Raw genomic sequence first — 23,662 nt, forward strand, 5'->3', positions numbered from 1 at the left:
GCACCGTCGGCGGCGCCGCCGCGCCGCCGCCCACCACTCGACACGGCACGACACCCGCGTCCGCGCGCGGCCCTGCCGACGCGCCCGTCCATGGTCCCTGCCCGCCCTCGCTCGTCGTCGCCGCCCGCCCGCCCGCCCGCCCTCGATTTTCCGCGCGGGTGTGTGCGTGGCCGTCGTAACCTGGCAATCATGAAACAGTGCACGCACGCCGACGCGCTGCCGCACCCGGAACCAGGTCCGCTCGGCGAGACCTGTCCCGAGTGCCTGGCGGAGGGCCGGCACCCGGTGCAGCTGCGGCTGTGCCTCACCTGCGGTCACGTCGGCTGCTGCGACTCCTCGCCGGGCAGGCACGCCACGGAGCACCACAAGGAGTCCGGGCACCCGATCATGCGGACGTTCGAGCCCGGCGAGGAATGGCGCTGGTGCTTTGTCGACCACGTACTGGTGTGACACCGACGTACGCTGGACGACTGGGGATCCGGACGGTTCGACCCTGTGACGTCTGGGTACGTCAAACCGGCGCGCGCTCTTCCCAATTGGGCCCGCAGACCCCCTAGCCACGGAGCGTGTCCGTGTGTTTACTATGAGTGACAGCAAGGGGTTGGGGTCCTGGGGACAGGAAAGTTCAGAGCGCGATAGCGTCACCGCTGAACCACACATCGCGTTACCCCGGGGGGCGACCCTCGGCCCCGAAAAGCTTGTACCACCTTGGAGGTGAGGGTGTCCCAGATCGCAGGCGAGCCCGCGACCCAGGACTTCGTGGAAGTCCGGCTGCCGGCCGCGGGTGCCTACCTGTCGGTGCTGCGTACGGCGACCGCCGGCCTCGCCGCCCGTTTGGACTTCACCCTCGACGAGATCGAGGACCTGCGCATCGCGGTGGACGAGGCCTGCGCGATCCTGCTCCAGCAGGCCGTGCCCGGCTCCGTGCTCAGCTGTGTCTTCCGGCTCGTCGACGACTCACTCGAAGTCACCGTCTCGGCCCCGACCACGGACGGCCACGCCCCCTCCAGGGACACCTTCGCCTGGACCGTGCTGTCGGCCCTCGCGGGCAAGGTCTCCTCCGCCGTGGACAAGGACAAAACCGTTTCGATCAGCCTCTACAAACAGCGCGGCGCGGGACCCGGGCCGGCGTGAGGAACGGGGACGGGCCGGTGCGGGACGAAGAGCGCGGCACACGGGAGCTGCCGGACACTCCCCCCAGCTCGGGCGGGACCGGGAGTGCGGGAGCGGGCCCTGACGGCCCGAGCGTCTCCCGGCGCATGGCGGACGGCATCGACGGCATCCCCGAGCAGGCCCGGCCGCACCCGGAGGACGACTCCGTGGTGACCGGCCTCCAGGGCGGCCCGGGGGACGACGGTGCTGTGCAGGGCGCGCCTCTGGGCGGGCGAATCGGGGTCTCCCCAGCCCCCGGGGGTCCTCCCGCTCGACCGAAGTCGAGAGTGAGGACGGAGGCGAGGGCTCGGGAGAGGGCGACGGGCGGGACGATGAGCGAGCACGAGCGAGACGCCGACCACGAGGCGACGGCCGCGCACAGCGCGCAGGCCACGCAGCACGACCCACAGGACCGCAGCGGGGCTCGCGCCCTGTTCGTCGAGCTGCGCAAGCTGCAGGACGGCAGCCCGGAGTACGCGGAGCTGCGCAACCGGCTGGTCCGTATGCACCTGCCGCTGGTCGAGCATCTCGCACGCCGCTTCCGCAACCGCGGTGAGCCGCTGGACGACCTGACCCAGGTCGCCACCATCGGTCTGATCAAGTCGGTCGACCGCTTCGACCCGGACCGCGGCGTCGAGTTCTCCACCTACGCGACCCCGACGGTCGTCGGTGAGATCAAGCGCCACTTCCGTGACAAGGGCTGGGCGGTGCGCGTCCCGCGGCGCCTGCAGGAGCTGCGGCTCGCGCTCACCACGGCCACCGCCGAGCTGTCCCAGCAGCACGGCCGCTCCCCGACCGTGCACGAGCTCGCCGAGAAGCTGGCGATCTCGGAGGAGGAGGTCCTGGAGGGCCTGGAGTCCGCGAACGCGTACTCCACGCTGTCCCTGGACGTCCCCGACACCGACGACGAGTCCCCGGCGGTCGCGGACACCCTGGGCGCGGAGGACGAGGCGCTGGAAGGCGTCGAGTACCGCGAGTCCCTCAAGCCGCTGCTGGAAGACCTGCCGCCGCGCGAGAAGCGGATCCTGCTGCTGCGCTTCTTCGGCAACATGACCCAGTCGCAGATCGCGCAGGAGGTCGGCATCTCCCAGATGCACGTCTCCCGCCTGCTGGCCCGCACCCTGGCCCAGCTGCGGGAGAAGCTGCTGGTGGAGGAGTAAGCGGCCGCCGAGGAGCGGCGGCCGTCGGCTACTTCTGATCCGGCGCGTTGCCGGGCCCGCGGATCCCGAGGGCCTCGGTCGTCGCCGGATTGACCAGGAACACGAGCGTGGCGATCGCGATCGCGGCGATCGCGATGCCCGCCGGGATGGCGATGCTGTCGGCCTGCAACAGGCTGTAGGCCACCGGCAGCGCCAGGATCTGCGTGATGATGGACGGCCCCCGGCTCCAGCTGCGCAGGGCGAACAGCCCCCGCGCGGCGAGCAGCGGCAGCAGCGCCAGCGCGACCAGGGTCACGCCGAGGGTGACCGCCTGCTGCCGGTCGTCCGGATCACCGGTCAGCCCCAGCACGAGTACCCAGACTCCCCCGACGGTGAGGCCCACGCCTTCCAGCGCGGTCAGCACGGCCGCGTACGTCAGCCGCCGCGGACGCGGGCCGGCGGTTTCGGGGGTGGTGGGGTTCTGCTCCTTGGTCACCCCTGAAGGGTAGCCGTCCCTGTTACGGCCGCCTCGGCCAAGGCTCCCCCACGCCCGGGCCGTCGCGATCACCCGTGTCGAGGCTCACGCTCCGTCTCTTACTTGATCCCTACCTCGGCCTGTGCCCGGTACCCCCCAGTAGGTACGCTGCAACCCATGCGTGCACTTCTCGTGGTCAATCCGGCAGCAACCACCACAAGCGCACGTACGCGCGATGTCCTGATCCATGCGCTCGCCAGCGAGATGAAGCTGGAGGCGGTCACCACCGAGTACCGCGGCCACGCCCGCGACCTCGGCCGGCAGGCGGCGGAGAGCGGCGAGATCGACCTGGTGGTCGCCCTCGGCGGCGACGGCACCGTGAACGAGGTCGTGAACGGACTGCTGCACAACGGCCCCGACCCGGAGGGCCTCCCCGGCCTCGCCGTGGTCCCCGGCGGCTCCACCAACGTCTTCGCCCGCGCACTCGGCCTGCCCAACGACGCCGTGGAGGCGACCGGGGCCCTGCTCGACGCGCTGCGCGAGGGCAGCGAACGTACGGTCGGCATGGGTATCGCGGCGGGCACCCCGGGCACCGAGGACGAGGGCGTCCCGGCCAGATGGTTCACCTTCTGCGCGGGGCTCGGCTTCGACGCGGGCGTGGTCGGCCGGGTCGAGCAGCAGCGCGAGCGCGGAAAGAAGTCCACGCACGCCCTTTATCTGCGCCAGGTGGTACGGCAGTTCCTTCAGGAACCCAACCGCCGGCACGGCACGATCACACTGGAGCGGCCGGGCGAGGACCCGGTGACCGATTTGGTGCTGTCCATAGTCTGCAACACCGCTCCGTGGACGTATCTGGGCAATCGTCCGGTGTACGCGGCACCTAAGGCTTCGTTCGATACGGGCCTCGACGTACTCGGTCTCAGCCGGATGTCCACGGTCGCGGTTGCCCGGTATGCAACCCAGTTGCTCACTTCGTCCCCCGAGCGGGGAGCCCATGGGAAGCATGCGGTCACGCTTCACGACCTGGACCAGTTCACCTTGCATTCGAAGGTGCCATTGCCCCTCCAGATGGACGGCGACCACCTCGGGCTGCGTACGAGCGTGACGTTCACAGGCGTACGCCGTGCACTGCGTGTGATTGTGTGAGCGGAACGGGCTAAAGTCCTTTCACTCGAACGTTTAGGCCAGGATCCACCCCATGGAAGTACGGCTGTGACCTAGTCGACACCGAGGAATCAAAAAAAACTTTCCGGAAGGGGTTGTATCCGTCGCTGAGGTTTGCGAGTCTCTACGTGGCGATCGGGACGGCCCGCAAGACCGGCCTCCACTGATCACCGGAACCCCTCTTCACATCACAGGACCTCGCCAGGGAACCTGGCGGTCGGCCCTTCACTTGTTGAGGGATTCGTGAAAGCGTTCACATTCACAAGCAATCAGCACGTAATACCAAGGAGAGGTAGCAGCCATGGACTGGCGTCACAACGCCGTTTGCCGCGAGGAAGACCCCGAGCTCTTCTTCCCCATCGGCAACACCGGTCCTGCGCTGCTGCAGATCGAGGAAGCCAAGGCCGTCTGCCGCCGCTGCCCCGTTATGGATCAGTGTCTGCAGTGGGCGCTCGAGTCCGGTCAGGACTCCGGCGTCTGGGGTGGTCTCAGCGAGGACGAGCGCCGCGCCATGAAGCGCCGCGCCGCCCGCAACCGGGCCCGTCAGGCCTCCGCCTGACACACCCGCCCCGCTAAAACAGCCTGAGCTTGGCGGCGCGTACAGCGAGTACGCATCTCCCGCCCCCGAGCCGCAGCGCGCAGTACCCCCGATGCGCAGCGAATGCTGGCAACGAGCATGTTGAGCCCCAGCCCCCGAACGGGCTGGGGCTCTTTGCTGTGCGCACACTCCGGGCCCGGCCCTACTTCTGCGCCCGCACCGGGATGTCGAGGATCACCCTGGTCCCCCGCTCCGGCGCCGGGACCATGTCGAACGTGCCGCCCAACTCGCCCTCGACCAGGGTCCGTACGATCTGCAGGCCGAGGTTGCCCGCGGTGTGCGGATCGAACCCCTCGGGCAGGCCCACGCCGTCGTCCTGGACCGTGACCAGGAGGCGGACCTGCTTCGTCGTACCGCCGCGGACCGCCGCGACCTCGACCGTGCCGGTCTCGCCCTCACGGAAGCCGTGCTCCAGGGCGTTCTGCAGGACCTCGGTCAGGACCATCGACAGCGGGGTGGCGACCTCGGCGTCCAGGATGCCGAACCGGCCGGTGCGCCGGCCGTTGACCTTGCCGGGCGAGATCTCGGCGACCATCGCCAGCACCCGGTCGGCGATCTCGTCGAACTCCACGCGCTCGTCGAGGTTCTGGGAGAGCGTCTCGTGCACGATCGCGATCGAACCGACGCGCCGGACCGCCTCCTCCAGCGCCTCGCGGCCGCGTTCGGACTCGATGCGCCGGGCCTGGAGGCGGAGCAGGGCTGCCACCGTCTGGAGGTTGTTCTTCACCCGGTGGTGGATCTCCCGGATGGTCGCGTCCTTGGTGATCAACTCCTGCTCGCGGCGGCGCAGTTCGGTGACGTCCCGGAGCAGGACCAGGGAACCGATGCGGGTGCCCTTGGGCTTGAGCGGGATCGCCCGGAACTGGATGACTCCGTCGTTGGCCTCGATCTCGAACTCGCGGGGCGCCCATCCGCTGGCGACCTTGGCGAGCGCCTCGTCCACCGGTCCATGGGTCGGGGCGAGTTCGGCGGTGGTCATGCCCAGGTGCTGGCCGACGAGGTCGGAGGCCAGGCCGAGGCGGTGGTAGGCGGACAGCGCGTTCGGCGAGGCGTACTGGACGAGGCCGTCGGCGTCGAGGCGGATCAGGCCGTCGCCGACGCGCGGCGAGGCGTCCATGTCGACCTGCTGATTGGCGAACGGGAACGATCCGGCCGCGATCATCTGCGCGAGGTCCGAGGCGCTCTGGAGGTAGGTGAGCTCAAGCCGGCTCGGGGTGCGCACGGTCAGCAGGTTGGTGTTGCGTGCGATGACCCCCAGGACGCGCCCGTCCCGTCGTACCGGGATCGACTCGACGCGGACCGGCACCTCCTCGCGCCACTCCGGGTCGCCCTCCCGCACGATCCGGCCCTCGTCGAGCGCGGCGTCCAGCATCGGGCGCCGGCCGCGCGGGACGAGGTGGCCGACCATGTCGTCCTGGTACGAGGTCGGGCCGGTGTTGGGCCGCATCTGCGCCACGGAGACATAGCGGGTGCCGTCACTGGTGGGAACCCACAGCACGAGGTCGGCGAAGGAGAGGTCGGAGAGCAACTGCCACTCCGAGACCAGCAGGTGGAGCCACTCGAGGTCGGAGTCGTCGAGGGCCGTGTGCTGGCGTACGAGTTCGTTCATGGAGGGCACGGGGCCGAGCGTACCTGGCGGTACGGACATCGCCGGAAACCAGCCGGCGGGGAGAGGATCAGGCCCTGAGAACACCCGCGGGCCGCGGCGCCTGAGAGGGACCCTCAACCCTCCCGGCACCGCAGCCCGGAGCAATATCGGCCGTGGGGTGTGCGGTCCCGGTCGGCCGAGGATGAGGACCCGGGGCAGTCAGGGCAGAGAGCTCCGGTTCCTCGGTCCGCCTTCCTGTGCGGGGAAGACGGAAGTCGGTGCGTTCTCGTAGCCACGCACTCCTTCGCATTGTGGACTAGACCACTCTGGTGTGTCCATGCGTTGGAGCGTGTTTGCTGTTGGCGTCTTCCTCGCGGGTTCCTGACCAGTTGGAGAACTAGTAGGACGCCCTCGCATACATCACGCAGCCTAACCCGTGTGGGTTCATGTGCGGGGCCAGATGGCCATGGCAATTTCCACGAGTGCCTCCAGTTCCTCCCGGCTCGCCCCGTCGCGCGCCTGTTGTGACATGCCCTGGACCATCGCGCCGGTGCGCCGGGCCAGTGCGCCGGCGTCGGTGCCTGCGGGGAGGGCTCCTGCGGCGATGTCCTCTGCGATACGGCCCTCGAAGGCGGCGATGGTGGCGTTGCGGCGGTCGCGCAGGAGACGGACGAGGATGAGTGTCACGGCAGCCACGGACGCCGCCGTCGCGCCGATCGCCGCCACCCGCACGGCCGGGGCACGGTCACGCCCCTGACCCGCTCACTCGCGGCCGAGCCGGCGCCGCGCGGCATCACGGCCGACTCCGTCGGGCCCGGCTTCATCGATACGGACCTGACGAGCGGGGCGCTCGCCGACCCCGGGATACGCGCGCACGCCGTCCGACGTCGCGGACGTGGTGGTGTTCCCGGCGTGACCCGACTCCCGCTGGGTCACGGGGCAGCACGTCGACGCGACGGGGGGCGCTGCCGAGTCCGCACCAGGGGTGGAGACGGCCGGGCCCTCCCGCCTGTACCGCCGAGAGGCGGGGCGGGACGCGCCGCCGTCAGCGCGTCTCCGTCACCTTCGCAAGGGCCCGCGGGGCGTCCGGGTCCTGGCCCCGGGCGATGGTGACCTCGTGGGCCAGGAGCTGGAGCGGGAGGATCTCCAGGATCGGCTGGAGCTCCTCGGCGATGTCCTCGGTGGGCAGGACGAAGCCGGCCGAGGCCTGTTCGACCTGCTGACGGGGGCCGATGACGACCAGGTCGGCGCCGCGGCCGCGGAGCCGGTCGAGGACGGGCCGGAGGGCCTCGCCGCCCTTGCCGTCGGGGACGACCGCGATGACCGGGGAGACGTTGTCGACCATGGCGAGCGGACCGTGCAGGAGGTCGGCGCCGGAGTAGGACAGCGCCGGGATGTAGCTGGTCTCCATCAGCTTGAGGGCGGCTTCCTTGGCCGTGGGGTAGCCGTAGCCTCGGGAGGTGATCACCATGCGCTCGGCGAAGCGGTAGCGGGCGGCGAGGGTGCGGACCTCGTCCTGACGGGCGAGCAGCTGCTCGGCGATGTCCGGGAGTGCCTCGGCGGCGGTGCCGTCGCCGTCGCGCAGACCCTCGACGAGGAGATAGAGGGCGAGGAGGGAGGCCGTATAGGTCTTGGTCGCGGGGAGGGCCCGTTCCGGTCCGGCCATGATGTCGAGGTGGTACTCGGAGACGCCGGCGAGCGGGGAGTCGGGGTTGTTGGTCACCGCGAGGGTGATCGCGCCGGCCTGGCGGGCGGCCCGCGTCGAGGCGACCAGGTCCGGGGAGCCGCCGGACTGGCTGACCGTGACGACGAGGACGTCGGTGAGATCGGGGCGGGCGCCGTAGGCCGTGATCGTCGACATCGAGGCCAGACCGCAGGGCAGGCCGAGGCGGATCTCCAGGAGGTACTTGGCGTAGAGCGCGGCGTTGTCGGAGGTGCCGCGGGCGGTGAGCAGGACGAAGCGCGGCGAGCGGGCGGCGATCTCGCGCGCGACCTGATGGATGGCGGGGGCGCCCTGGGACAGGATCCGGCGCAGCACGGCGGGCTGTTCGGCCATCTCGCGGGCCATGATCCGGCCGGGGAGCTCGTTGTGCGGGGCCTGGGGGTCGGGCGGGTACGGGGTCGTGGTGGTCATGGGCCCTTCCTGCTCTCGCGCTCGTCGGGCCGGCTTGTCGCCTGTCGCCTGTCGGCCGTGGCCGGTGCCCAGTGTGGCGGCGACCGGGGGCTCGGGCTGTGCCGCGGCCTGCCGCTCGGACGGACAGGCCGGTGGGACTGTTCGGACGGACACTCTCCATTCCACTCCCCCACAGGGCATGACGCCTGCCCGACGGGCTCACGAAATGTCCGCATCGAAATGTCCGCGGGGCTTGCGTTCACCTGGGCCTCGCGGGGTCCGCTCTGTTAGATTGGTCTAAACCACATGCCCTTCGGGGTGCCCATCGAGACCCTCTTCAGATCGGCAGGCCCAGCGTGGAAGTTGTCATCGTTCCGGACGCCAAGGCGGGTGGCGAGCTGATAGCCGAGGCCATGGCGCAGCTCCTCGGGCGCAAGCCCGACGCCGTGCTCGGCGTGGCCACCGGGTCGACGCCGCTGCCCATCTACACGGCGCTGGCGGCCAAGGTGCACTCCGGTGCCGTGGATGTATCGCGGGCGCGGATCGCGCAGCTCGACGAATACGTAGGGCTGCCCGCCGAGCACCCCGAGTCCTACCGGTCGGTGCTGCGGCGCGAGGTGCTGGAGCCGCTCGGGATCGGGATGGACGCGTTCATGGGGCCGGACGGTACGGCCGAGGACGTGCAGGGCGCGTGCGAGGCGTACGACGCGGCGCTGGCCGCAGCCGGGGGCGTGGACCTCCAGCTGCTGGGGATCGGGACCGACGGGCACATCGGGTTCAACGAGCCCTGTTCGTCGCTGGCTTCGCGGACGCGGATCAAGACGCTGACCGAGCAGACGCGGATCGACAACGCGCGGTTCTTCGACGGGGACATCGAGCAGGTGCCGCATCACGTCATCACCCAGGGCATCGGCACGATCCTGGAGGCGCGGCACCTGGTGCTGCTGGCGACCGGCGAGGGCAAGGCGGACGCCGTGGCGGCGACCGTCGAGGGGCCGGTCGCGGCCGTATGCCCGGCCTCGGCGCTGCAACTGCACCCGCACGCCACCGTCGTGGTCGACGAGGCCGCCGCGTCGAAGCTGAAGCTGGCCGACTACTTCCGGCACACCTACGTCAACAAGCCGGATTGGCAGGGGATCTGAGAGGGCCTCGGCTCGGCGGCTGAGGCACGCGAGCCGAGGCGGTCCGGATGCGCCGACGGGCGCCCTCGGCGGCGATCCCGCCCAGGGCGCCCATTCCGTATGGGCCCGCTCTGCGTGAGTCCGCTCTGCGTGAGCCCGCTCTGCGTGAGCCCGCTCTGCGTGAGCCCGCTCTGCGTGAGCCCACTCCGTATGGGCCCGCTCTGCGTGAGTCCACTCCGTATGGGCCCGCTCTGCGTGAGCCCGCACGGGCCCGCTCCGCACGGGCCCGCCCTGTGTGAGCCCACCCTGTGTGCATCCGCACAGGGCCGCCCGCACCGAGCCGCCCGCCTGGGCCCGCTTCAGAGCGGTGCCCTGCGGACGGCCCGTCCCGGTCTCACTCCCCCGCGATGACCTCCGCCGCCGCGCGCCCGCACACCCTGGCCGCTCCGTAGGTGGCGATGTGCAGGGCGCCTCGCGCGGGTGCCTGGGGGACGCCCATCTCGACGATGACCGTGTCGGGGCGGGAGGCGAGGAGGGTGTCCAGGGCGGCCGCCATCCAGGGGTGGCGGTGTTCGTCGCGGACCACGGCCACGACCCGGCGGTCGCCGGCCGCTTCGAGGGCGGCCCGGGCCGCGTCCTCGCCCGTGTAGCTGCCCGTCTCCGTGCCGGGGAGGAGGCGGGCCAGTTCGGCCGCCACTCCCCACGGGGTCTCGTCGCCGACCGCGATGTTCGCGACGGGGGTGAACGCGGCGACGAAAGGCGCCCCGGTGAGCGGGGTGAAGGGCGACGCGGCCGTCAGCCGCAGGGCTCGGCGGGCCGCGACGAGGCCGACTTCCTCCCGCCCGGTGCCATCGGCCTCCGGTGCCACCCTCGCCGTCCAGCGGGCCAGCTCGCGGACGCGTTCCGCCGCCTCCGCCAGCCGGGTCTCGGGGAGTTCGCCGGCGCGGACCGCGGCGACGAGCGCGTCCCGCAGGCGCCGTACCGTCTCGTCGTCCGAGAGCCCGCCGCCCACGCAGATCGCGTCGGCGCCGGCCGCGATGGCGAGGACGCTGCCGCGTTCGATGCCGTAGGTGGCGGCGATGGCCTGCATCTCCATGCCGTCGGTGACGATCAGGCCGGTGTAGCCGAGTTCGCCGCGCAGGAGGTCGGTCAGGACCGTGCGGGACAGGGTCGCCGGGCGGTCCGGGTCCAGGGCGGGGACGAGGATGTGCGCGCTCATCACCGCCCGCGAGCCGGCGGCGATCGCCGCGCGGAACGGGGCGAGTTCGCGCTCGGCGAGCACCGAGGCGTCGGCGTCGATGCGGGGCATGGCGTGGTGCGAGTCGACCGCCGTGTCGCCGTGGCCCGGGAAGTGCTTGGTGCAGGCCGCGACGCCGGCCGACTGGAGGCCGGTGACGTAGGCGGCGGTGTGGCGGGCGACCAGGGCGGTGTCGGCGCCGAAGGAGCGCACGCCGATCACCGGGTTCGCCGGGTTGGAGTTCACGTCCGCGGACGGGGCCCAGTTGAGGTTCACCCCGCAGGCGGCGAGGCGGCGCCCGAGCTCGGCGGCCACCTCACGGGTCAGCTCCACGTCGTCCACCGCGCCGAGGGCGTGGTTGCCGGGGAAGCTGGAGCCGGTCCTGACCTCCAGTCGCGTCACGTCACCCCCTTCCTCGTCGATCGCGACCAGGACGTCGTCACGCTCGACCCGCAGCTGGGCGGTCAGCGCGGCCACTTGCTCGGGCGAGGCGATGTTGCGGCCGAACAGGCCGACGGAAGCGAGGCCCTCGCCGAGCCGGCGCAGCAGCCAGTCGGGGGCGGTGGTGCCGGTGAAGCCGGGCTGCAGGACGGTCAGGGCATCGCGCGTCAGAGTGTCGGTGCCGCTGGCGAATGTCGTCATCGGGTGGCGTTATCCCTTCACGGCGCCGGCCGTCAGGCCGCTGACAGCCCTGCGTTGCAGGAAGACGAAGAGAATCAGGATCGGGATGGCGAAGAGGGTCGAGGCGGCCATCGTGGCACCCCAGTCGTTGCCGAATACGGTCTGGAAGCTGGTCAGCCACAGCGGCAGCGTCTGGGCCTCGGCGTCCTTGTTCAGCACCAGGACCAGGGCGAACTCGTTCCAGGCGGTGATGAAGCCGAACATCGACGTGGCCATCAGGCCGGGCGCGAGCAGCGGCAGGATCACCCGGCGGAAGGCCTGCATGCGGGTGCAGCCGTCGACCATGGCCGACTCCTCCAGTTCCGCGGGCACGGCTGCGACGAAGCCGCGCAGCGTGAGGACCGTGAACGGCAGGATCATCATCGTGTAGAAGGCCGTCAGCGGCACGAGGCTGTTGAGCATCGACGCGTCCCGGACGATCATGTACATCGCGATGATCATGACTTCCCAGGGTGCCATCTGGGCGAGCATGAAGCCGATGATGAAGCCGCGGCGGCCCCGGAACCGCATCCGCGCCAGGGCGAAGGACCCGGCCAGCGCGATGATCAGCGAGAACACCACGGCCAGGACGGTGACGGTCAGCGAGTTGGTGACGAACGTCCAGAAGTGGTCGGCGCCGGTCGCCGTCCTGAAATGGTCGAGGGTGATGTCGGTCGGGAACCAGACCGGGTCCTCGGAGATGATGTCGCCGGTCGGCTTGAAGGCCGTGGCGATCATCCAGTACACGGGGAAGACGAAGCCGATGCACAGGACGACGGCCGTGGCGTTGGGCCAGACGCGGCCGAAGAGCGAACGCTTCACAGCCCGGCCTCCTCTTGTTCCTTTTCTTGCTTGAGCACGATGCGCAGGTAGTAGGCGGTGAGGCCGATCATGATCAGGATGGTCAGGAAGGCGATGGCGGCACCCATGCCGTAGTGCTGGTTGCCGACGCCCTCGACGTAGGCGTAGACGGGCAGGATCTCGGTCAGGCGGTCGGGGCCGCCCTGGTTGAAGGTGTAGACCTGCACGAACGCCTTGAAGATCCAGATGATCTCCAGGAACGTGGTCGCATAGAGGAAGGGCCGCAGGAACGGCAGGGTGACCGTCGTGAAGCTCTTCCAGGCGCCGGCGCCGTCGAGGGCGGCGGCCTCGTAGAGCTCGGCCGGGATGGTCGTCGTGGCGGCGTAGAGATTGATCGCGACGAACGGGATGGACATCCAGACGATGAGCACGGTGACGACGAAGAACGTCGACATCTGGTCGCTGGTCCAGCTGTAGTCGGCCATGGAGTGCCAGCCGAGCTTGTCCAGCACCCAGTTGACCACGCCGAAGCGCTGGGCGAAGAGCCACTGGTAGACGGTGGTGGCGGCGACCACGGGCATCGCCCAGGCCAGCACCAGGCCCATCATCAGGGTGAACCGCATGCGCTTGCCGAGCCGGGCGAGCAGCAGGCCGACGAGCCCGCCGAGGAACATGGTCAGGGCGACGTTGACCGCCGTGAACAGGATCGAGCGGAGGGTGACCCGCCAGAACTCCTCGCCGGTGAGGACCTCGGTGTAGTTGTCGATGCCGTTCCACTCGGTGACGTGCTGGATCAGCTGCCCCATGTTGAGGTTCTGGAACGACAGCAGCAGGTCCTTCAGCAGCGGCCAGCCGAGCAGCAGCACGGAGGCCGCGCAGGCGGGCAGGAGCAGAAGGTAGGGGGCGAGCGCTCCGATGCGGGACGCTCTCGGGTTCGGCCTTCCGGATCCCCCGCCGCCCGCCGACTTGTGGACATCCGCCGGGCCGGAGGGCGGCCGTTCGGTCTGCACGGTCATGCTCGCGTTCTCTTCCTCCTAGACCTGCCGATACGCGGGGGAGGAGGCCGCTGTGCGCGGCCCCCTCCCCCGGTGCGCCTACTGCTGCTGGGACAGACGCTTGTTGAACTCGTTCTCGACCTGCTTGGCCGCCTCGGCCGGCGACTTACCGTTCAGCACGGCGGTCATGTACGTCTTGACCGGGTTGGGCGCGTTCTCCACGGCCGCCCACTCCGGGATCAGCGGCGTGGTGCCGCCACCGGCGGCGGCCGGCGCGGCGGCCTCGGCGACGACGTTGCCCTTCAGGTTGGACTGGAGGGCCTCCTTGTTCGGGATGACGCCGTTGAGCTTGGCCAGCTCGCCCTCGTACTTGTCGGACAGGGCGATCTTCAGGAACTCCTTGGCGAGCTCCTGCTTCTTGCTGCCCGCGGCGACCGCGAGGTTGGAGCCACCGAGGAAGACGCCCTCGGGCTTGTCGGCCGTGGCACCCGGGATGGTGAAGTAGCCGATCTCCTTCTCGATCTTCGGGTTGGCCTCGACGGCGATGCCGGCTTCCCAGCCCATGCCGATGAAGGCACCGACGTTGCCCTTGCCGAAGACCTCGCCCTGCTGCGGGGTGGCCTCGTCCTTGTCCTTGGGCGCCTTGGACAGCGCCTGGAACTTCTTGTACGTCTCCATGGCGGCGGCGACCTTCGGGTCGTCGAGGTTGGAGACGTACTTGCCGTCCTGCTCCTTCACCAGCTGGACGCCCTCGCCGATGGTGAGGCCGACGAAGTGGTACCAGTTCTGGCCGGGCAGGTAGATGGGCTCGGCGTCGGTCTTCTCGCCGATCTGCTTGAGGTCGGCGTAGAACTCGTCGCGGGTCTTGGGTGTGTCCTTGATGCCCGCGTCGGCCCACACCTTCTTGTTGTAGAGGACGACACGGTTGGCGAAGTACCAGGGCGCCGCGTACTGCTTGCCGTCGAAGATGGAGGACTCGTTCAGGGACGCGGTCCAGTCGCCGCCGATCTCGTTCTTGAGGTCGGCGAGGTCGGCGAGGCCGCCGGTCTTGGCGTAGGCCGGGGTCTGAGTGTTACCGATCTCGAAGACATCCGGCGGGTTCTCCTCGGACAGGGCGGTGGTCAGCTTCTGCTGGATGCCGTTCCACTGCTGGACCTCGAACTTGACCTTCGCCTTGGTCTTCTTCTCGAAGGCCGTCTGGACGTCCTTCTGCCACTGGTCGGGGGAGGATCCGTCCATCACCCACACCGTGAGCGTCTCGCCCGCGTACCCGTCGGCGCCGGCCTTGTCGCCGCCGTCACCGCTGTCGCCCCCGCACGCCGCCAGGGAGATCATCATGCCCGCGACACCTATCGCGGAAATCAGCTTGCGCTTCACGCCACCCTCCTCAGGGATGCCACAAACCCCCCTGCCTCCCCGCACGAGCGTTGGGCCGGGACCTGGACCAATGGTGTAGACCAGTACGGGGAGCTTGGACCAGACCAGAAAGCGTGTCAAGGGGCACGGAAAGGGGCCTGACCAGCCGTTATGCGACCTACATATGAAGGAACCTTTAAGTAAGAAGGCAGCGAAAAGGCCGATGCCGGAGTACTCTCGTCCGCTAGACCACTTGGCACTGTGGACTAGACCAAAAGAGACGGCGACGGTATATAGAAGGGATCACGATGTGACCCGCATCCGGAGCCGGGAAGGCGAAGCATGAGCACCGACGTCAGCAGTGCGGAGAACGAGAACGGCGCCACCGTCCGTACCGCCCGCGTGCCCAAGTACTACCGCCTGAAGAAGCACCTCCTGGACATGACGGAGACCCAGGCGCCGGGTACTCCCGTCCCGCCCGAGCGCACCCTGGCCGCCGAGTTCGACACCTCGCGCACGACCGTCCGCCAGGCCCTCCAGGAGCTGGTCGTCGAGGGGCGCCTCGAGCGCATCCAGGGCAAGGGCACCTTCGTCGCCAAGCCGAAGGTCTCCCAGGCGCTCCAGCTCACCTCCTACACGGAGGACATGCGCGCCCAGGGCCTGGAGCCGACCTCCCAGCTGCTGGACATCGGCTACATCACCGCCGACGACCGGCTCGCCGACCTGCTCGACATCACGGCCGGCGGCCGGGTGCTGCGCATCGAGCGGCTGCGCATGGCCAACGGCGAGCCGATGGCCATCGAGACGACCCACCTCAGCGCCAAGCGCTTCCCGGCGCTGCGCCGCAGCCTGGTGAAGTACACCTCCCTCTACACCGCGCTCGCCGAGGTCTACGACGTCCACCTCGCCGAGGCCGAGGAGACCATCGAGACCTCGCTGGCCACCCCGCGCGAGGCCGGCCTGCTCGGCACGGACGTGGGCCTGCCGATGCTGATGCTCTCCCGCCACTCCCTGGACCGGGAGGGGCAGCCGGTGGAGTGGGTGCGCTCGGTGTACCGGGGTGACCGGTACAAGTTCGTGGCACGGCTCAAGCGGCCTCAGGACTGAGTCACTTGGGGTAGTGCACGCGGTGTAGCGCATCCCCCTTTCCTGTTCTAGGTTCCTCCCGTCGCCGCATGGACGGGAGGACCACCCGGTGCGTACCGCGAACCCCCGAACCGTCGTCATCTGGACCCTGGTCGCACTGATCGGTGCGTCGGGGTGGACCGTGCTCGCGCTGTCCCGGGGCGAGGAGGTCTCGGCGGCCTGGATGGTCGCGGCCGCCCTCGGCTCGTACGCCATCGCCTATCGCTTCTACGCCAAGTTCATCGCGTACAAGGTCCTGAAGGTCGACCGGACCAGGGCCACCCCGGCCGAACGCCTCAACAACGGCATCGACTTCCACCCCACCGACCGCCGGGTCCTGCTCGGCCACCACTTCGCGGCGATAGCGGGCGCGGGACCTCTGGTCGGGCCCGTGCTGGCCGCGCAGATGGGCTATCTGCCGGGCACGATCTGGATCATCGCGGGCGTCATCTTCGCGGGCGCGGTCCAGGACATGGTGGTGCTGTTCTTCTCCACCCGCCGCGACGGACGCTCGCTGGGGCAGATGGCGCGCGAGGAGATCGGCCCGTTCGGCGGCGCCGCCGCGCTGGTCGCCACGTTCGTCATCATGATCATCCTGCTCGGCGTGCTGGCCCTGGTCATCGTCAACGCCCTCGCGCAGTCCCCCTGGGGCACCTTCTCCATCGCGATGACGATCCCGATCGCCCTGCTGATGGGCTTCTACCTGCGGGTACTGCGCCCCGGCCGGGTCACCGAGGTCTCCGTCATCGGCGTCGCGCTGCTGCTGCTCGCCCTGGTCGCGGGCCGCTGGGTCGCCGAGTCGTCCTGGGCCGGCACCTTCACCCTCGCCCCCTCCACGCTGGTCGTCTGGATGGTGGCGTACGGCTTCGTCGCCTCGATCCTGCCGGTGTGGATGCTGCTCGCGCCGCGCGACTACCTGTCCACCTTCATGAAGATCGGCACGATCTTCCTGCTCGCCCTCGGGGTGATCGTCGCCCTGCCGACGCTGAAGATGGACCCGGTCACGGACTTCGCCTCCCGCGGCGACGGCCCGGTCTTCGCGGGTTCGCTGTTCCCGTTCGTCTTCATCACCATCGCCTGCGGCGCCCTGTCCGGCTTTCACGCGCTCATCTCCTCCGGCACGACGCCGAAGATGATCCAGAAGGAGACGCAGGTCAGGATGATCGGCTACGGCTCCATGCTGATGGAGTCGTCGGTCGCCGTGATGGCACTGGTCGCGGCGAGCATCATCGACCCGGGTCTGTACTTCGCGATGAACGCGCCCGCCGGGGTCATCGGCGACACCGTGCAGAACGCCTCGCAGGTCGTGGGCAGTTGGGGCTACCAGATCTCACCCGAGGCTCTCGCGCGGGCGGCGGAGAACGTCGAGGAGGCGTCCCTGCTCTCCCGGACCGGCGGCGCGCCCACCCTCGCCATCGGGGTCTCGGAGATCTTCTCGCAGGTCACCGGCGGCGGCCTGCGCGCCTTCTGGTACCACTTCGCGATCATGTTCGAGGCGCTGTTCATCCTGACCGCGCTGGACGCCGGCACCCGGGTGGGCCGGTTCATGCTCCAGGACATGCTGGGCAACGTCTACCGGCCCTTCAAGAACGTCAGCTGGAAGCCGGGACTGGCCATCACCAGCGCCGTCGTGTGCGCTCTGTGGGGCTACTTCCTGTGGGTGGGTGTCCACGAGCCCCTCGGCGGCATCAACCAGCTCTTCCCGATCTTCGGCATCTCCAACCAGCTGCTCGCGGCCGTCGCGCTCGCCGTCTGCACGACCTTGCTGGTGAAGTCCGGGCGCCTGAAGTGGGCCTGGATCACCGGGGTTCCACTGGCCTGGGACGCGACGGTGACGCTGACCGCCAGCTGGCAGAAGGTGTTCTCCAGCGACCCGAAGGTCGGCTTCTTCAAGCAGCGCCAGGTCTTCCAGGACGCGATCGACCGCGGCGAGGTACTGCCGCCCGCCAAGTCCATGGACGACATGCACACCGTGGTCACCAACTCCACCGTGGACGGCGTCCTCGCGGCGGCCCTCGCGATCCTGATCGTCGTCGTGATCGCCGACGCCACCCGCGTCTGCGTCCGGCACGTCCGCCGCCCGGCCCTGTCCACGCTCAGCGAGGCGCCGTACGTCGAGTCGAAGATCATCGCTCCGGCGGGGCTGTTCCCGACCAAGGAGGAGAAGGAGGAGGAGCGCGATGCGGTCGCTTCGGCGCGTACTCGGTAGCGTCCGCTGGTATCTGCGGGAGCTGACCGACGAGTCGGCGTACGAGCGTTATGTCGCCCATGTGCGGCAGGGGCATCCGGACGCCCGGGTGCCCTCCCGGCGCGACTTCGAGCGGATGCGGACGGACCGTCAGGAGACCGACCCGCGGCGAGGGTTCCGCTGCTGCTGAGCGCACCGCCGCGCGACGGTTGCCGTGCACACCAATTCTCCACATCCGATATCCGGACAAGGTCTTCCGCTGTCGTTGCACCGTCACCTACATTGCCCGGGCGTTTCTCAGGTGATCAGTGAGGGGACGGAGCCGTCAGATGTCAGATGCCCCAGAAGTGAACAGAGAGCCGGTGGTGACGCCTGTACGGGTGGTCATCGCGCTCTGTCTCGTCACGCCGTTCGTGGCGATGCTGTGGGTCGGTTCGTATGCGAAGACCGACCCCGCGTTCGCCGGCATCCCGTTCTTCTACTGGTACCAGATGCTGTGGGTGCTGCTCTCCGCGCTGCTGACGATGGTGGCGTACAAGCTGTGGCAGCGTGACCAGCGCGCCCGTGCCTCGCGGAAGGGCGGTGCGGCGGAATGAACGACGGCGTGAACGGCGTCGCACTCGGCGTCTTCATCTTCTTCTTCCTGGCCGTCACGGTCATGGGTTTCCTGGCCGCGCGCTGGCGCAAGGCCGAGAACGAGCACAGCCTCGACGAATGGGGCCTGGGCGGCCGGTCGTTCGGCACCTGGGTGACCTGGTTCCTGCTCGGCGGCGACCTGTACACGGCGTACACCTTCGTGGCGGTCCCGGCGGCGATCTACGCGGCCGGCGCGGCGGGCTTCTTCGCGGTGCCGTACACGATCCTCGTCTACCCGCTGATCTTCACCTTCCTGCCCCGGCTGTGGTCGGTGTCCCACAAGCACGGCTATGTGACGACCTCGGACTTCGTGCGCGGACGCTTCGGCTCCAAGGGGCTGTCGCTGGCGGTCGCGGTGACCGGCATCCTGGCGACGATGCCGTACATCGCGCTGCAGCTCGTCGGCATCCAGGCCGTCCTCGACGTGATGGGTGTCGGCGGCGGCGAGAACACGAACTGGTTCATCAAGGACCTGCCGCTGCTCATCGCCTTCGGTGTGCTGGCCGCGTACACCTACTCGTCCGGTCTGCGCGCCCCCGCGCTGATCGCCTTCGTGAAGGACACGCTGATCTACATCGTCATCGCGGTGGCGATCATCTACATCCCGATCAAGCTGGGCGGCTTCGACGAGATCTTCGCCAAGGCGAGCGAGGCCTACAGCCAGACCAACCCGGCCACGGGCGCGCCGCGCGGTGCGCTGGTCCCGGCCGAGGCCGGACAGTGGACGTACGCCACGCTGGCGCTGGGCTCCGCGCTCGCGCTGTTCATGTACCCGCACTCGATCACCGCGACGCTGTCCTCGCGCAGCCGTGAGGTGATCCGCCGCAACACCACGATCCTGCCGCTGTACTCCCTGATGCTGGGCCTGCTGGCGCTGCTGGGCTTCATGGCGATCGCGGCCGGCGTCAAGGTGCAGAACGGCCAGCTGGCGATCCCGCAGCTGTTCGAGAACATGTTCCCCGACTGGTTCGCGGGCGTGGCCTTCGCGGCGATCGGCATCGGCGCGCTGGTGCCGGCGGCGATCATGTCGATCGCGGCGGCGAACCTGTTCACCCGCAACATCTACAAGGACTTCCTCAAGCCGGACGCCACACCCGCACAGGAGACCAAGGTCTCCAAGATCGTGTCGCTCCTGGTGAAGGTGGGCGCCCTGGTCTTCGTGCTGACGATGGACAAGACGGTCGCCATCAACTTCCAGCTGCTGGGCGGCATCTGGATCCTGCAGACCTTCCCGGCCCTGGTCGGCGGCCTGTTCACGCGCTGGTTCCACCGCTGGGCCCTGCTGGCCGGCTGGGCGGTCGGCATGATCTACGGCACGTTCGCCGCGTACGGCGTCGCCTCCCCGACCCAGAAGCACTTCGGCGGCTCGGCGAAGGAGATCCCGGGCATCGGCGAGATCGGCTACATCGGTCTCACGGCGTTCGTGCTCAACGTGGTGGTCACGGTCGTGCTCACCTTCGCGCTGAGGGCGGCGAAGGCCCCGGACGGCGTCGACGAGACGAAGCCGGAGGACTACACGGCCGACGCCGGCGACCCCGGAGTCCAGGTCGAACTGCCCCCGGCGACGGCGGGCACCAGCCACTGACGCGGGACTCACCCGCACGACGGCCGGGCGTACCGCACTAGTTGCGGGTACGCCCGGCCATCTGCTGCCAGAAACCGTCGAGTTCGCGGACCCGCATGCTGACCCAGCCCGGTGTCTTCCGGCGCAGCAGTCTGGGCAGATGGCGGCGCATCCGCCCCGGCAGCAGGGCCTGCTGCTGACGGCAGAACGGCTCCCGGATCTCCCCGCGCGGCACACAGCCCCGGGGCGGGTAGGGGCAGAGCTGGAACTTGCAGTCCGGCAGGCAGGTCGCGCCGGGTGTGGGCGGGTCCGCCATGCCGGCCCGCAGGCCGGGGCGCAGCGGGCCGCGGTCGCCGCTGATGCACGGCGGGAGCGATGTCCCCGGCTGCTCCGCGCGGCTCATCCGCTCCTCGACCTCGTCCGGATGCCCGTCCCGTTCGATGAGGTTCAGCATCACCAGAACGTCGGCGACCAGGCGCTGGGCCCGCGCGTCCAGGGTGCTCCAGCCCACCGAGGGCGGGATCCAGAGGTTGTGCCTGCGGTACGACTCGGGATTGCCGGTGCGGGCGCCGATGTTGTCGGCGACGCCCTTCTCGTCGATCCAGAGGAACCGCTCGGGCTGCCCGGTCTCCAGCGCGAGGGCCACCAGGTCGCCCGCCTCGGCGACGAACGGATGCAGGGACTGCCGGGGCGGGGCGCCGTTCGCCCCGGGATGCCCGGGTGGCCGGTTCACGGTGCCGGCCATCGACAGCCAGCGCTCCACGGTCTGCACGGCGGTCGCCCCGCCCAGCGTCCGGGGCGGCTCGCGTCCGCCGTCGTACCCGTCCCTGCCCGGCGTCGGGTGCGCCTGCTGCTCATGGACGCCCACGATGTCCGGGAGCTCCCACAGGCACAGCGCCTGGATGAGCATGACCTGCGCGTACCAGCACCGGGACTGCTGGAGCACGGTCTCCGCCTGCCGGATCAGGTCGTCGCGACCGCCCTGGTCGGCCTGTGGATGCCGGATCCTGCGGTTGGCCGCGTACTTGAAGCCCTGCGCCAGCGCGGCCTCCAGTGCGAGCGGCAGATCGGGGGTGCCGCCGGTGGCCTTGGGGTCCAGGTGGCCCAGCCACTTGGTGAGGCGCTCGCGGGCCTCGTCGCGGTGCGCCTCGTCGACGGAGCCCAGGAGCATGGGGATCATCCAGGCACGCATCACGAACTCCCGGAACAGAACGACCCGTTTCCTGCGGTACTCCAGGTTGAGCGTGCGCCGGTCCTGCTGGAGCCGGGCGATGCGCTCCGTCCTGGCCCGGGAGGGCACGCCCGCCGCACGTGCCCGGGCCATGCGCTCGGCCCACTGTTCGTACTCCCGCCGTTTCCAGGCCCGCAGCTTGCCGAGCCGGTCGTTGTACTCCTCCACCGGGTCGGTGCTGAGGCCGATCCGGCCGCGGATCACGGCGAACGCCGGGTTGCCGCCGGTGCCGAACTCCTGGGCGGCGGCCAGGCGTATCGAGTAGGCGGGCTCCTTCACGCCTGTCTGGACGAGCTGCTCGTACAGGGGTGTGGTGTCGATCCGGTCGGAGACGCTGCGCAGGGCGGCCCCGACCTGCCTGAGCAGCCTCAGCTTCGCGTCGTCGAGGCTGCGCCGGTCGCCCTTGAAACCGGCCCAGGTCCTGCGCACCTCCTCCAGGATGTGGCCGAGCAGCCTCGGTGCCTCCTCCACGCTCTCGATCTCCACGGCGGCCGCGTAGTGGTCGAGCGCCTTCGGGTCGTCCGTGCGGCGTTCCGCGGCCTTGCAGAGCCGGTGGGCCAGGGTGTGCCCGCGCATACGTGAGCGGCGGAGCCGTTCCCCGATCTCCTTCGTCACCTCGGCCCGGACGCCTTCCCGGCGGGCCTTGACCCCGGCCGCCCGGCGGCGCGACAACAGCACCAGGGCCATGAGCAGTTCACGGCTGGGTCCGGGCGGCTGGAGCACGTGCTCGACGAGCTCGCCGGCGCCCCGCTCGCCCAGCCGCCGCAGCACGCGGTAGCCGAAGTAGGCCTGGATGATGCTGTGCGGGAAACGGACCCTGCGCTCGAAGCCCTCCACCAGGCCGAGCTTGTCGGCGTTGCGTGCGATCCGGGCGAGGGCCGCGCGGCACTGGTCCATGTTGCCCCCGCGCAACCGCCTCCTCTCCTGCGGGCTGATCCGCCGGCACAGCACGTCCCAGATCTGCTGCCGGTGCCATTCGGAGAAGACGTTCCCGCGCCTGCCGTACCGGTCGAAGGCGCGTCCGCCGGCCCGCAGGTGCTCGGCACGGGCCTGCGCGCGCCGCATCGGACCGGGGTGGACGTCCGAGTCGAGCAGTTCCCCGAGGCCGACCTCCAGTTTGTCCTGGAGCAGTCCCACGCAGGCCAGGGCGGAGACCACCTCGACGGCGTCGCGGCGGTCGCGCTGGCTCAGGGCGACGTCCCGGCGCAGCCGACCCTGGCACAGCGCCTCGTCCCAGGTCTCCAGCAGCCACAGCCGCAGCGTGCCGCGGTCACGGCTGCGGGTGTTCATGTGCTGCGGGTCGTTGTCCGGCCGGTCGTGTTCCAGGGCGCCGTGACGGTGCAGTTCACGGGCGATCTGGAGGTAGACGGGCGACTCGGTCACCTCCGCCGTCTCCACGATCCAGTCGACGCGGCGCTCGTCCGTCTCCGGCACGCGCGCCTGGACGAACCGCAGGGCCTCCTCCTCGCTGAGCGGTTCCAGCTCCACGATCGCGGCCGGGGTGCTCTCCAGCGGGCTGTGCGGCCGGGAGGCGATGACGAGGGGCAGCTTCTCCTCGTAGGCACGTTCGATGGCCCGCCGGATGATGTTGTCCCGGTTCTGCTGGAGGCCGTCGCCGAGGAGCGCCTCCTCCAGCCCGTCGGCGATGACGACCGGCTTGTCGTCGGCGAGCAGTTGCTGCCAGACCCGCTCGGTCTTGGTGCGCGCGAGGATGCCCCGGGGTGCCTCGTCGATGAAGCGCTCCTTGGCCATGCGTTCGAAGTTCAGGTCACTGCCGCCGTTCGCGTCCCGCAGCCGGATCGGCACGGGTACGGCGTTCTGCTCCGCGAGCAGTTCGGTGAGCCGTACCAGGACGGCGGTCTTGCCCACACCGACGCCGCCGACCAGCAGATAGGGCCGGCGCGTGTCGCGCTCGCGCAGCCGCTCGGCGATGACCTGGGCGATCTCCTCCCGGCCCACGATCTCGGCGGTGTCCGGGCCGGCCGTGAGGACCAGTCGGTGGGGGTCGTCGCGTGCCTTGGCGAGATAGCGCCGCTTGGTCCACCGGTACCACCAGAACAGGAAGAGCGCGGCGGCGAGCGACGCGGCGAGCACCGGGCCCACGAAGCGCATGACCGTCTCGAAGCCGTCGTTGCCCTGCCGCCACTTCTCGAAGGGTGTCGTGCGGCCCCGGATCACGATGTACAGGCCCTCCACCACCCAGGCGACCACGGCGAGCACCGCCACCGTCCAGACGGCCCGGGTGGCGTTGGTGTAGGTGAACCACCGGCGCCACTTCTTGGGGCGGGTGCTTCCACCGCGGGCCTCCAGGCGCGTGGTCAGCCTGTGCCGGTGGCCCACGAACCCCTGCCTGACCCGGTTGGCCGCCCGCCTCGGAGCCAGCGTCGCCATCGGCGCGTTGCGCGGCCGCTTCTTGCCGGGCGGGCTGCCGACGACCCTCGTCATCGTTCGTCTCCTTCCGAGAACGGCTCTCGAAACGGAGCGACCGCGGGGCGCCGACACCTATCTCCATGGAAGCA

The 23,662-nt window shown here is 70.0% G+C and carries 19 protein-coding genes and 1 pseudogene; 11 read left to right on the top strand and 9 right to left on the bottom strand.

The genetic code is table 11. The features are described 5' to 3' along the window. Positions 1-189: 189 nt before the first annotated feature. From AC3ETA_RS04715 to AC3ETA_RS04725, 3 genes are all read left to right on the top strand, one after another. Positions 190-450, top strand: a complete 261-nt coding sequence (locus AC3ETA_RS04715; protein WP_381460732.1) for a UBP-type zinc finger domain-containing protein — start codon at positions 190-192, stop codon at positions 448-450. A 270-nt stretch (positions 451-720) separates the two neighbouring features. Next, positions 721-1,134 carry an ATP-binding protein gene (locus AC3ETA_RS04720; protein ID WP_003992877.1) on the top strand — a complete coding sequence of 138 codons (414 nt, stop codon included), beginning with the start codon at positions 721-723 and terminating at the stop codon, positions 1,132-1,134. 17 nt (positions 1,135-1,151) lie between these two features. Beyond that, positions 1,152-2,312 carry an RNA polymerase sigma factor SigF gene (locus tag AC3ETA_RS04725; protein ID WP_432191532.1) on the top strand — a complete coding sequence of 387 codons (1,161 nt, stop codon included), beginning with the start codon at positions 1,152-1,154 and terminating at the stop codon, positions 2,310-2,312. 28 nt (positions 2,313-2,340) lie between these two features. Here AC3ETA_RS04725 and AC3ETA_RS04730 read toward each other — a convergent pair whose 3' ends face one another. Beyond that, positions 2,341-2,787 carry a hypothetical protein gene (locus AC3ETA_RS04730; RefSeq protein ID WP_432191533.1) on the bottom strand — a complete coding sequence of 149 codons (447 nt, stop codon included), beginning with the start codon at positions 2,785-2,787 and terminating at the stop codon, positions 2,341-2,343. A gap of 156 nt (positions 2,788-2,943) precedes the next feature. Here AC3ETA_RS04730 and AC3ETA_RS04735 point away from each other — a divergent pair, with 156 nt between their 5' ends. Beyond that, the gene (locus tag AC3ETA_RS04735) at positions 2,944-3,912 is read left to right on the top strand and encodes a diacylglycerol/lipid kinase family protein (protein ID WP_432191534.1); all 969 of its coding nucleotides are present in this window, start codon (positions 2,944-2,946) and stop codon (positions 3,910-3,912) included. 319 nt (positions 3,913-4,231) lie between these two features. Continuing rightward, complete coding sequence (locus tag AC3ETA_RS04740) at positions 4,232-4,489, top strand: WhiB family transcriptional regulator (protein WP_006142322.1); 258 nt, start codon at positions 4,232-4,234, stop codon at positions 4,487-4,489. Positions 4,490-4,670: 181 nt separating this feature from the next. Here the strand turns inward: AC3ETA_RS04740 and AC3ETA_RS04745 are convergent, their stop codons facing one another. The 3 genes and pseudogenes from AC3ETA_RS04745 to AC3ETA_RS04755 form a co-directional block, all read right to left on the bottom strand. Next, a complete protein-coding gene (locus AC3ETA_RS04745) occupies positions 4,671-6,137 on the bottom strand; it encodes a sensor histidine kinase (RefSeq protein ID WP_432191608.1) in 1,467 nt (488 codons plus the stop codon). A 423-nt stretch (positions 6,138-6,560) separates the two neighbouring features. Next, positions 6,561-6,779 (bottom strand): annotated as a pseudogene (locus AC3ETA_RS04750) (TetR/AcrR family transcriptional regulator); the annotation flags it as partial. Positions 6,780-7,161: 382 nt separating this feature from the next. After that, positions 7,162-8,250, bottom strand: coding sequence for an SIS domain-containing protein (locus AC3ETA_RS04755; protein WP_432191535.1), 1,089 nt, complete (start codon positions 8,248-8,250; stop codon positions 7,162-7,164). A 335-nt stretch (positions 8,251-8,585) separates the two neighbouring features. On the opposite strand from AC3ETA_RS04755, the gene nagB reads away from it, so the two are divergent. Then, positions 8,586-9,371 carry a glucosamine-6-phosphate deaminase gene (nagB, locus tag AC3ETA_RS04760; protein ID WP_432191536.1) on the top strand — a complete coding sequence of 262 codons (786 nt, stop codon included), beginning with the start codon at positions 8,586-8,588 and terminating at the stop codon, positions 9,369-9,371. A 373-nt stretch (positions 9,372-9,744) separates the two neighbouring features. Here the strand turns inward: nagB and AC3ETA_RS04765 are convergent, their stop codons facing one another. The 4 genes from AC3ETA_RS04765 to AC3ETA_RS04780 form a co-directional block, all read right to left on the bottom strand. Further along, positions 9,745-11,229, bottom strand: coding sequence for a glycoside hydrolase family 3 protein (locus AC3ETA_RS04765; protein WP_432191537.1), 1,485 nt, complete (start codon positions 11,227-11,229; stop codon positions 9,745-9,747). Positions 11,230-11,238: 9 nt separating this feature from the next. Then, on the bottom strand, positions 11,239-12,069 hold the full coding sequence (locus tag AC3ETA_RS04770; RefSeq protein ID WP_432191538.1) for a carbohydrate ABC transporter permease: 831 nt from the start codon (positions 12,067-12,069) through the stop codon (positions 11,239-11,241). Continuing rightward, the gene (locus tag AC3ETA_RS04775) at positions 12,066-13,064 is read right to left on the bottom strand and encodes a carbohydrate ABC transporter permease (RefSeq protein ID WP_432191539.1); all 999 of its coding nucleotides are present in this window, start codon (positions 13,062-13,064) and stop codon (positions 12,066-12,068) included. Before AC3ETA_RS04775 ends, AC3ETA_RS04770 begins: the two co-directional genes overlap by 4 nt. A 78-nt stretch (positions 13,065-13,142) precedes the next feature. Further along, positions 13,143-14,420, bottom strand: coding sequence for an extracellular solute-binding protein (locus AC3ETA_RS04780; protein ID WP_432191540.1), 1,278 nt, complete (start codon positions 14,418-14,420; stop codon positions 13,143-13,145). Positions 14,421-14,741: 321 nt separating this feature from the next. Between AC3ETA_RS04780 and AC3ETA_RS04785 the strand changes: the two genes are divergently transcribed. The 5 genes from AC3ETA_RS04785 to mctP all read left to right on the top strand — a co-directional run bounded on the left by AC3ETA_RS04785 (position 14,742) and on the right by mctP (position 19,933). Then, on the top strand, positions 14,742-15,506 hold the full coding sequence (locus AC3ETA_RS04785) for a GntR family transcriptional regulator (RefSeq protein WP_031479454.1): 765 nt from the start codon (positions 14,742-14,744) through the stop codon (positions 15,504-15,506). A gap of 88 nt (positions 15,507-15,594) precedes the next feature. Beyond that, positions 15,595-17,733, top strand: coding sequence for a carbon starvation CstA family protein (locus AC3ETA_RS04790; RefSeq protein ID WP_432191541.1), 2,139 nt, complete (start codon positions 15,595-15,597; stop codon positions 17,731-17,733). Then, entirely contained in the window at positions 17,705-17,902 is a 198-nt protein-coding gene (locus AC3ETA_RS04795; RefSeq protein ID WP_432191542.1) for a CstA-like transporter-associated (seleno)protein, read from the top strand. Before AC3ETA_RS04790 ends, AC3ETA_RS04795 begins: the two co-directional genes overlap by 29 nt. Positions 17,903-18,041: 139 nt before the next feature. After that, positions 18,042-18,308: a DUF3311 domain-containing protein gene (locus AC3ETA_RS04800; protein WP_432191543.1), complete on the top strand. Its 267-nt coding sequence runs from the start codon at positions 18,042-18,044 to the stop codon at positions 18,306-18,308. Further along, the gene (gene mctP / locus AC3ETA_RS04805) at positions 18,305-19,933 is read left to right on the top strand and encodes a monocarboxylate uptake permease MctP (protein WP_432191544.1); all 1,629 of its coding nucleotides are present in this window, start codon (positions 18,305-18,307) and stop codon (positions 19,931-19,933) included. Before AC3ETA_RS04800 ends, mctP begins: the two co-directional genes overlap by 4 nt. 37 nt (positions 19,934-19,970) lie before the next feature. Here mctP and AC3ETA_RS04810 read toward each other — a convergent pair whose 3' ends face one another. After that, positions 19,971-23,588, bottom strand: coding sequence for an NACHT domain-containing protein (locus tag AC3ETA_RS04810; protein ID WP_432191545.1), 3,618 nt, complete (start codon positions 23,586-23,588; stop codon positions 19,971-19,973). Positions 23,589-23,662: the final 74 nt, after the last annotated feature.

It is taken from the genome of Streptomyces sp. bgisy027 (assembly GCF_057710365.1).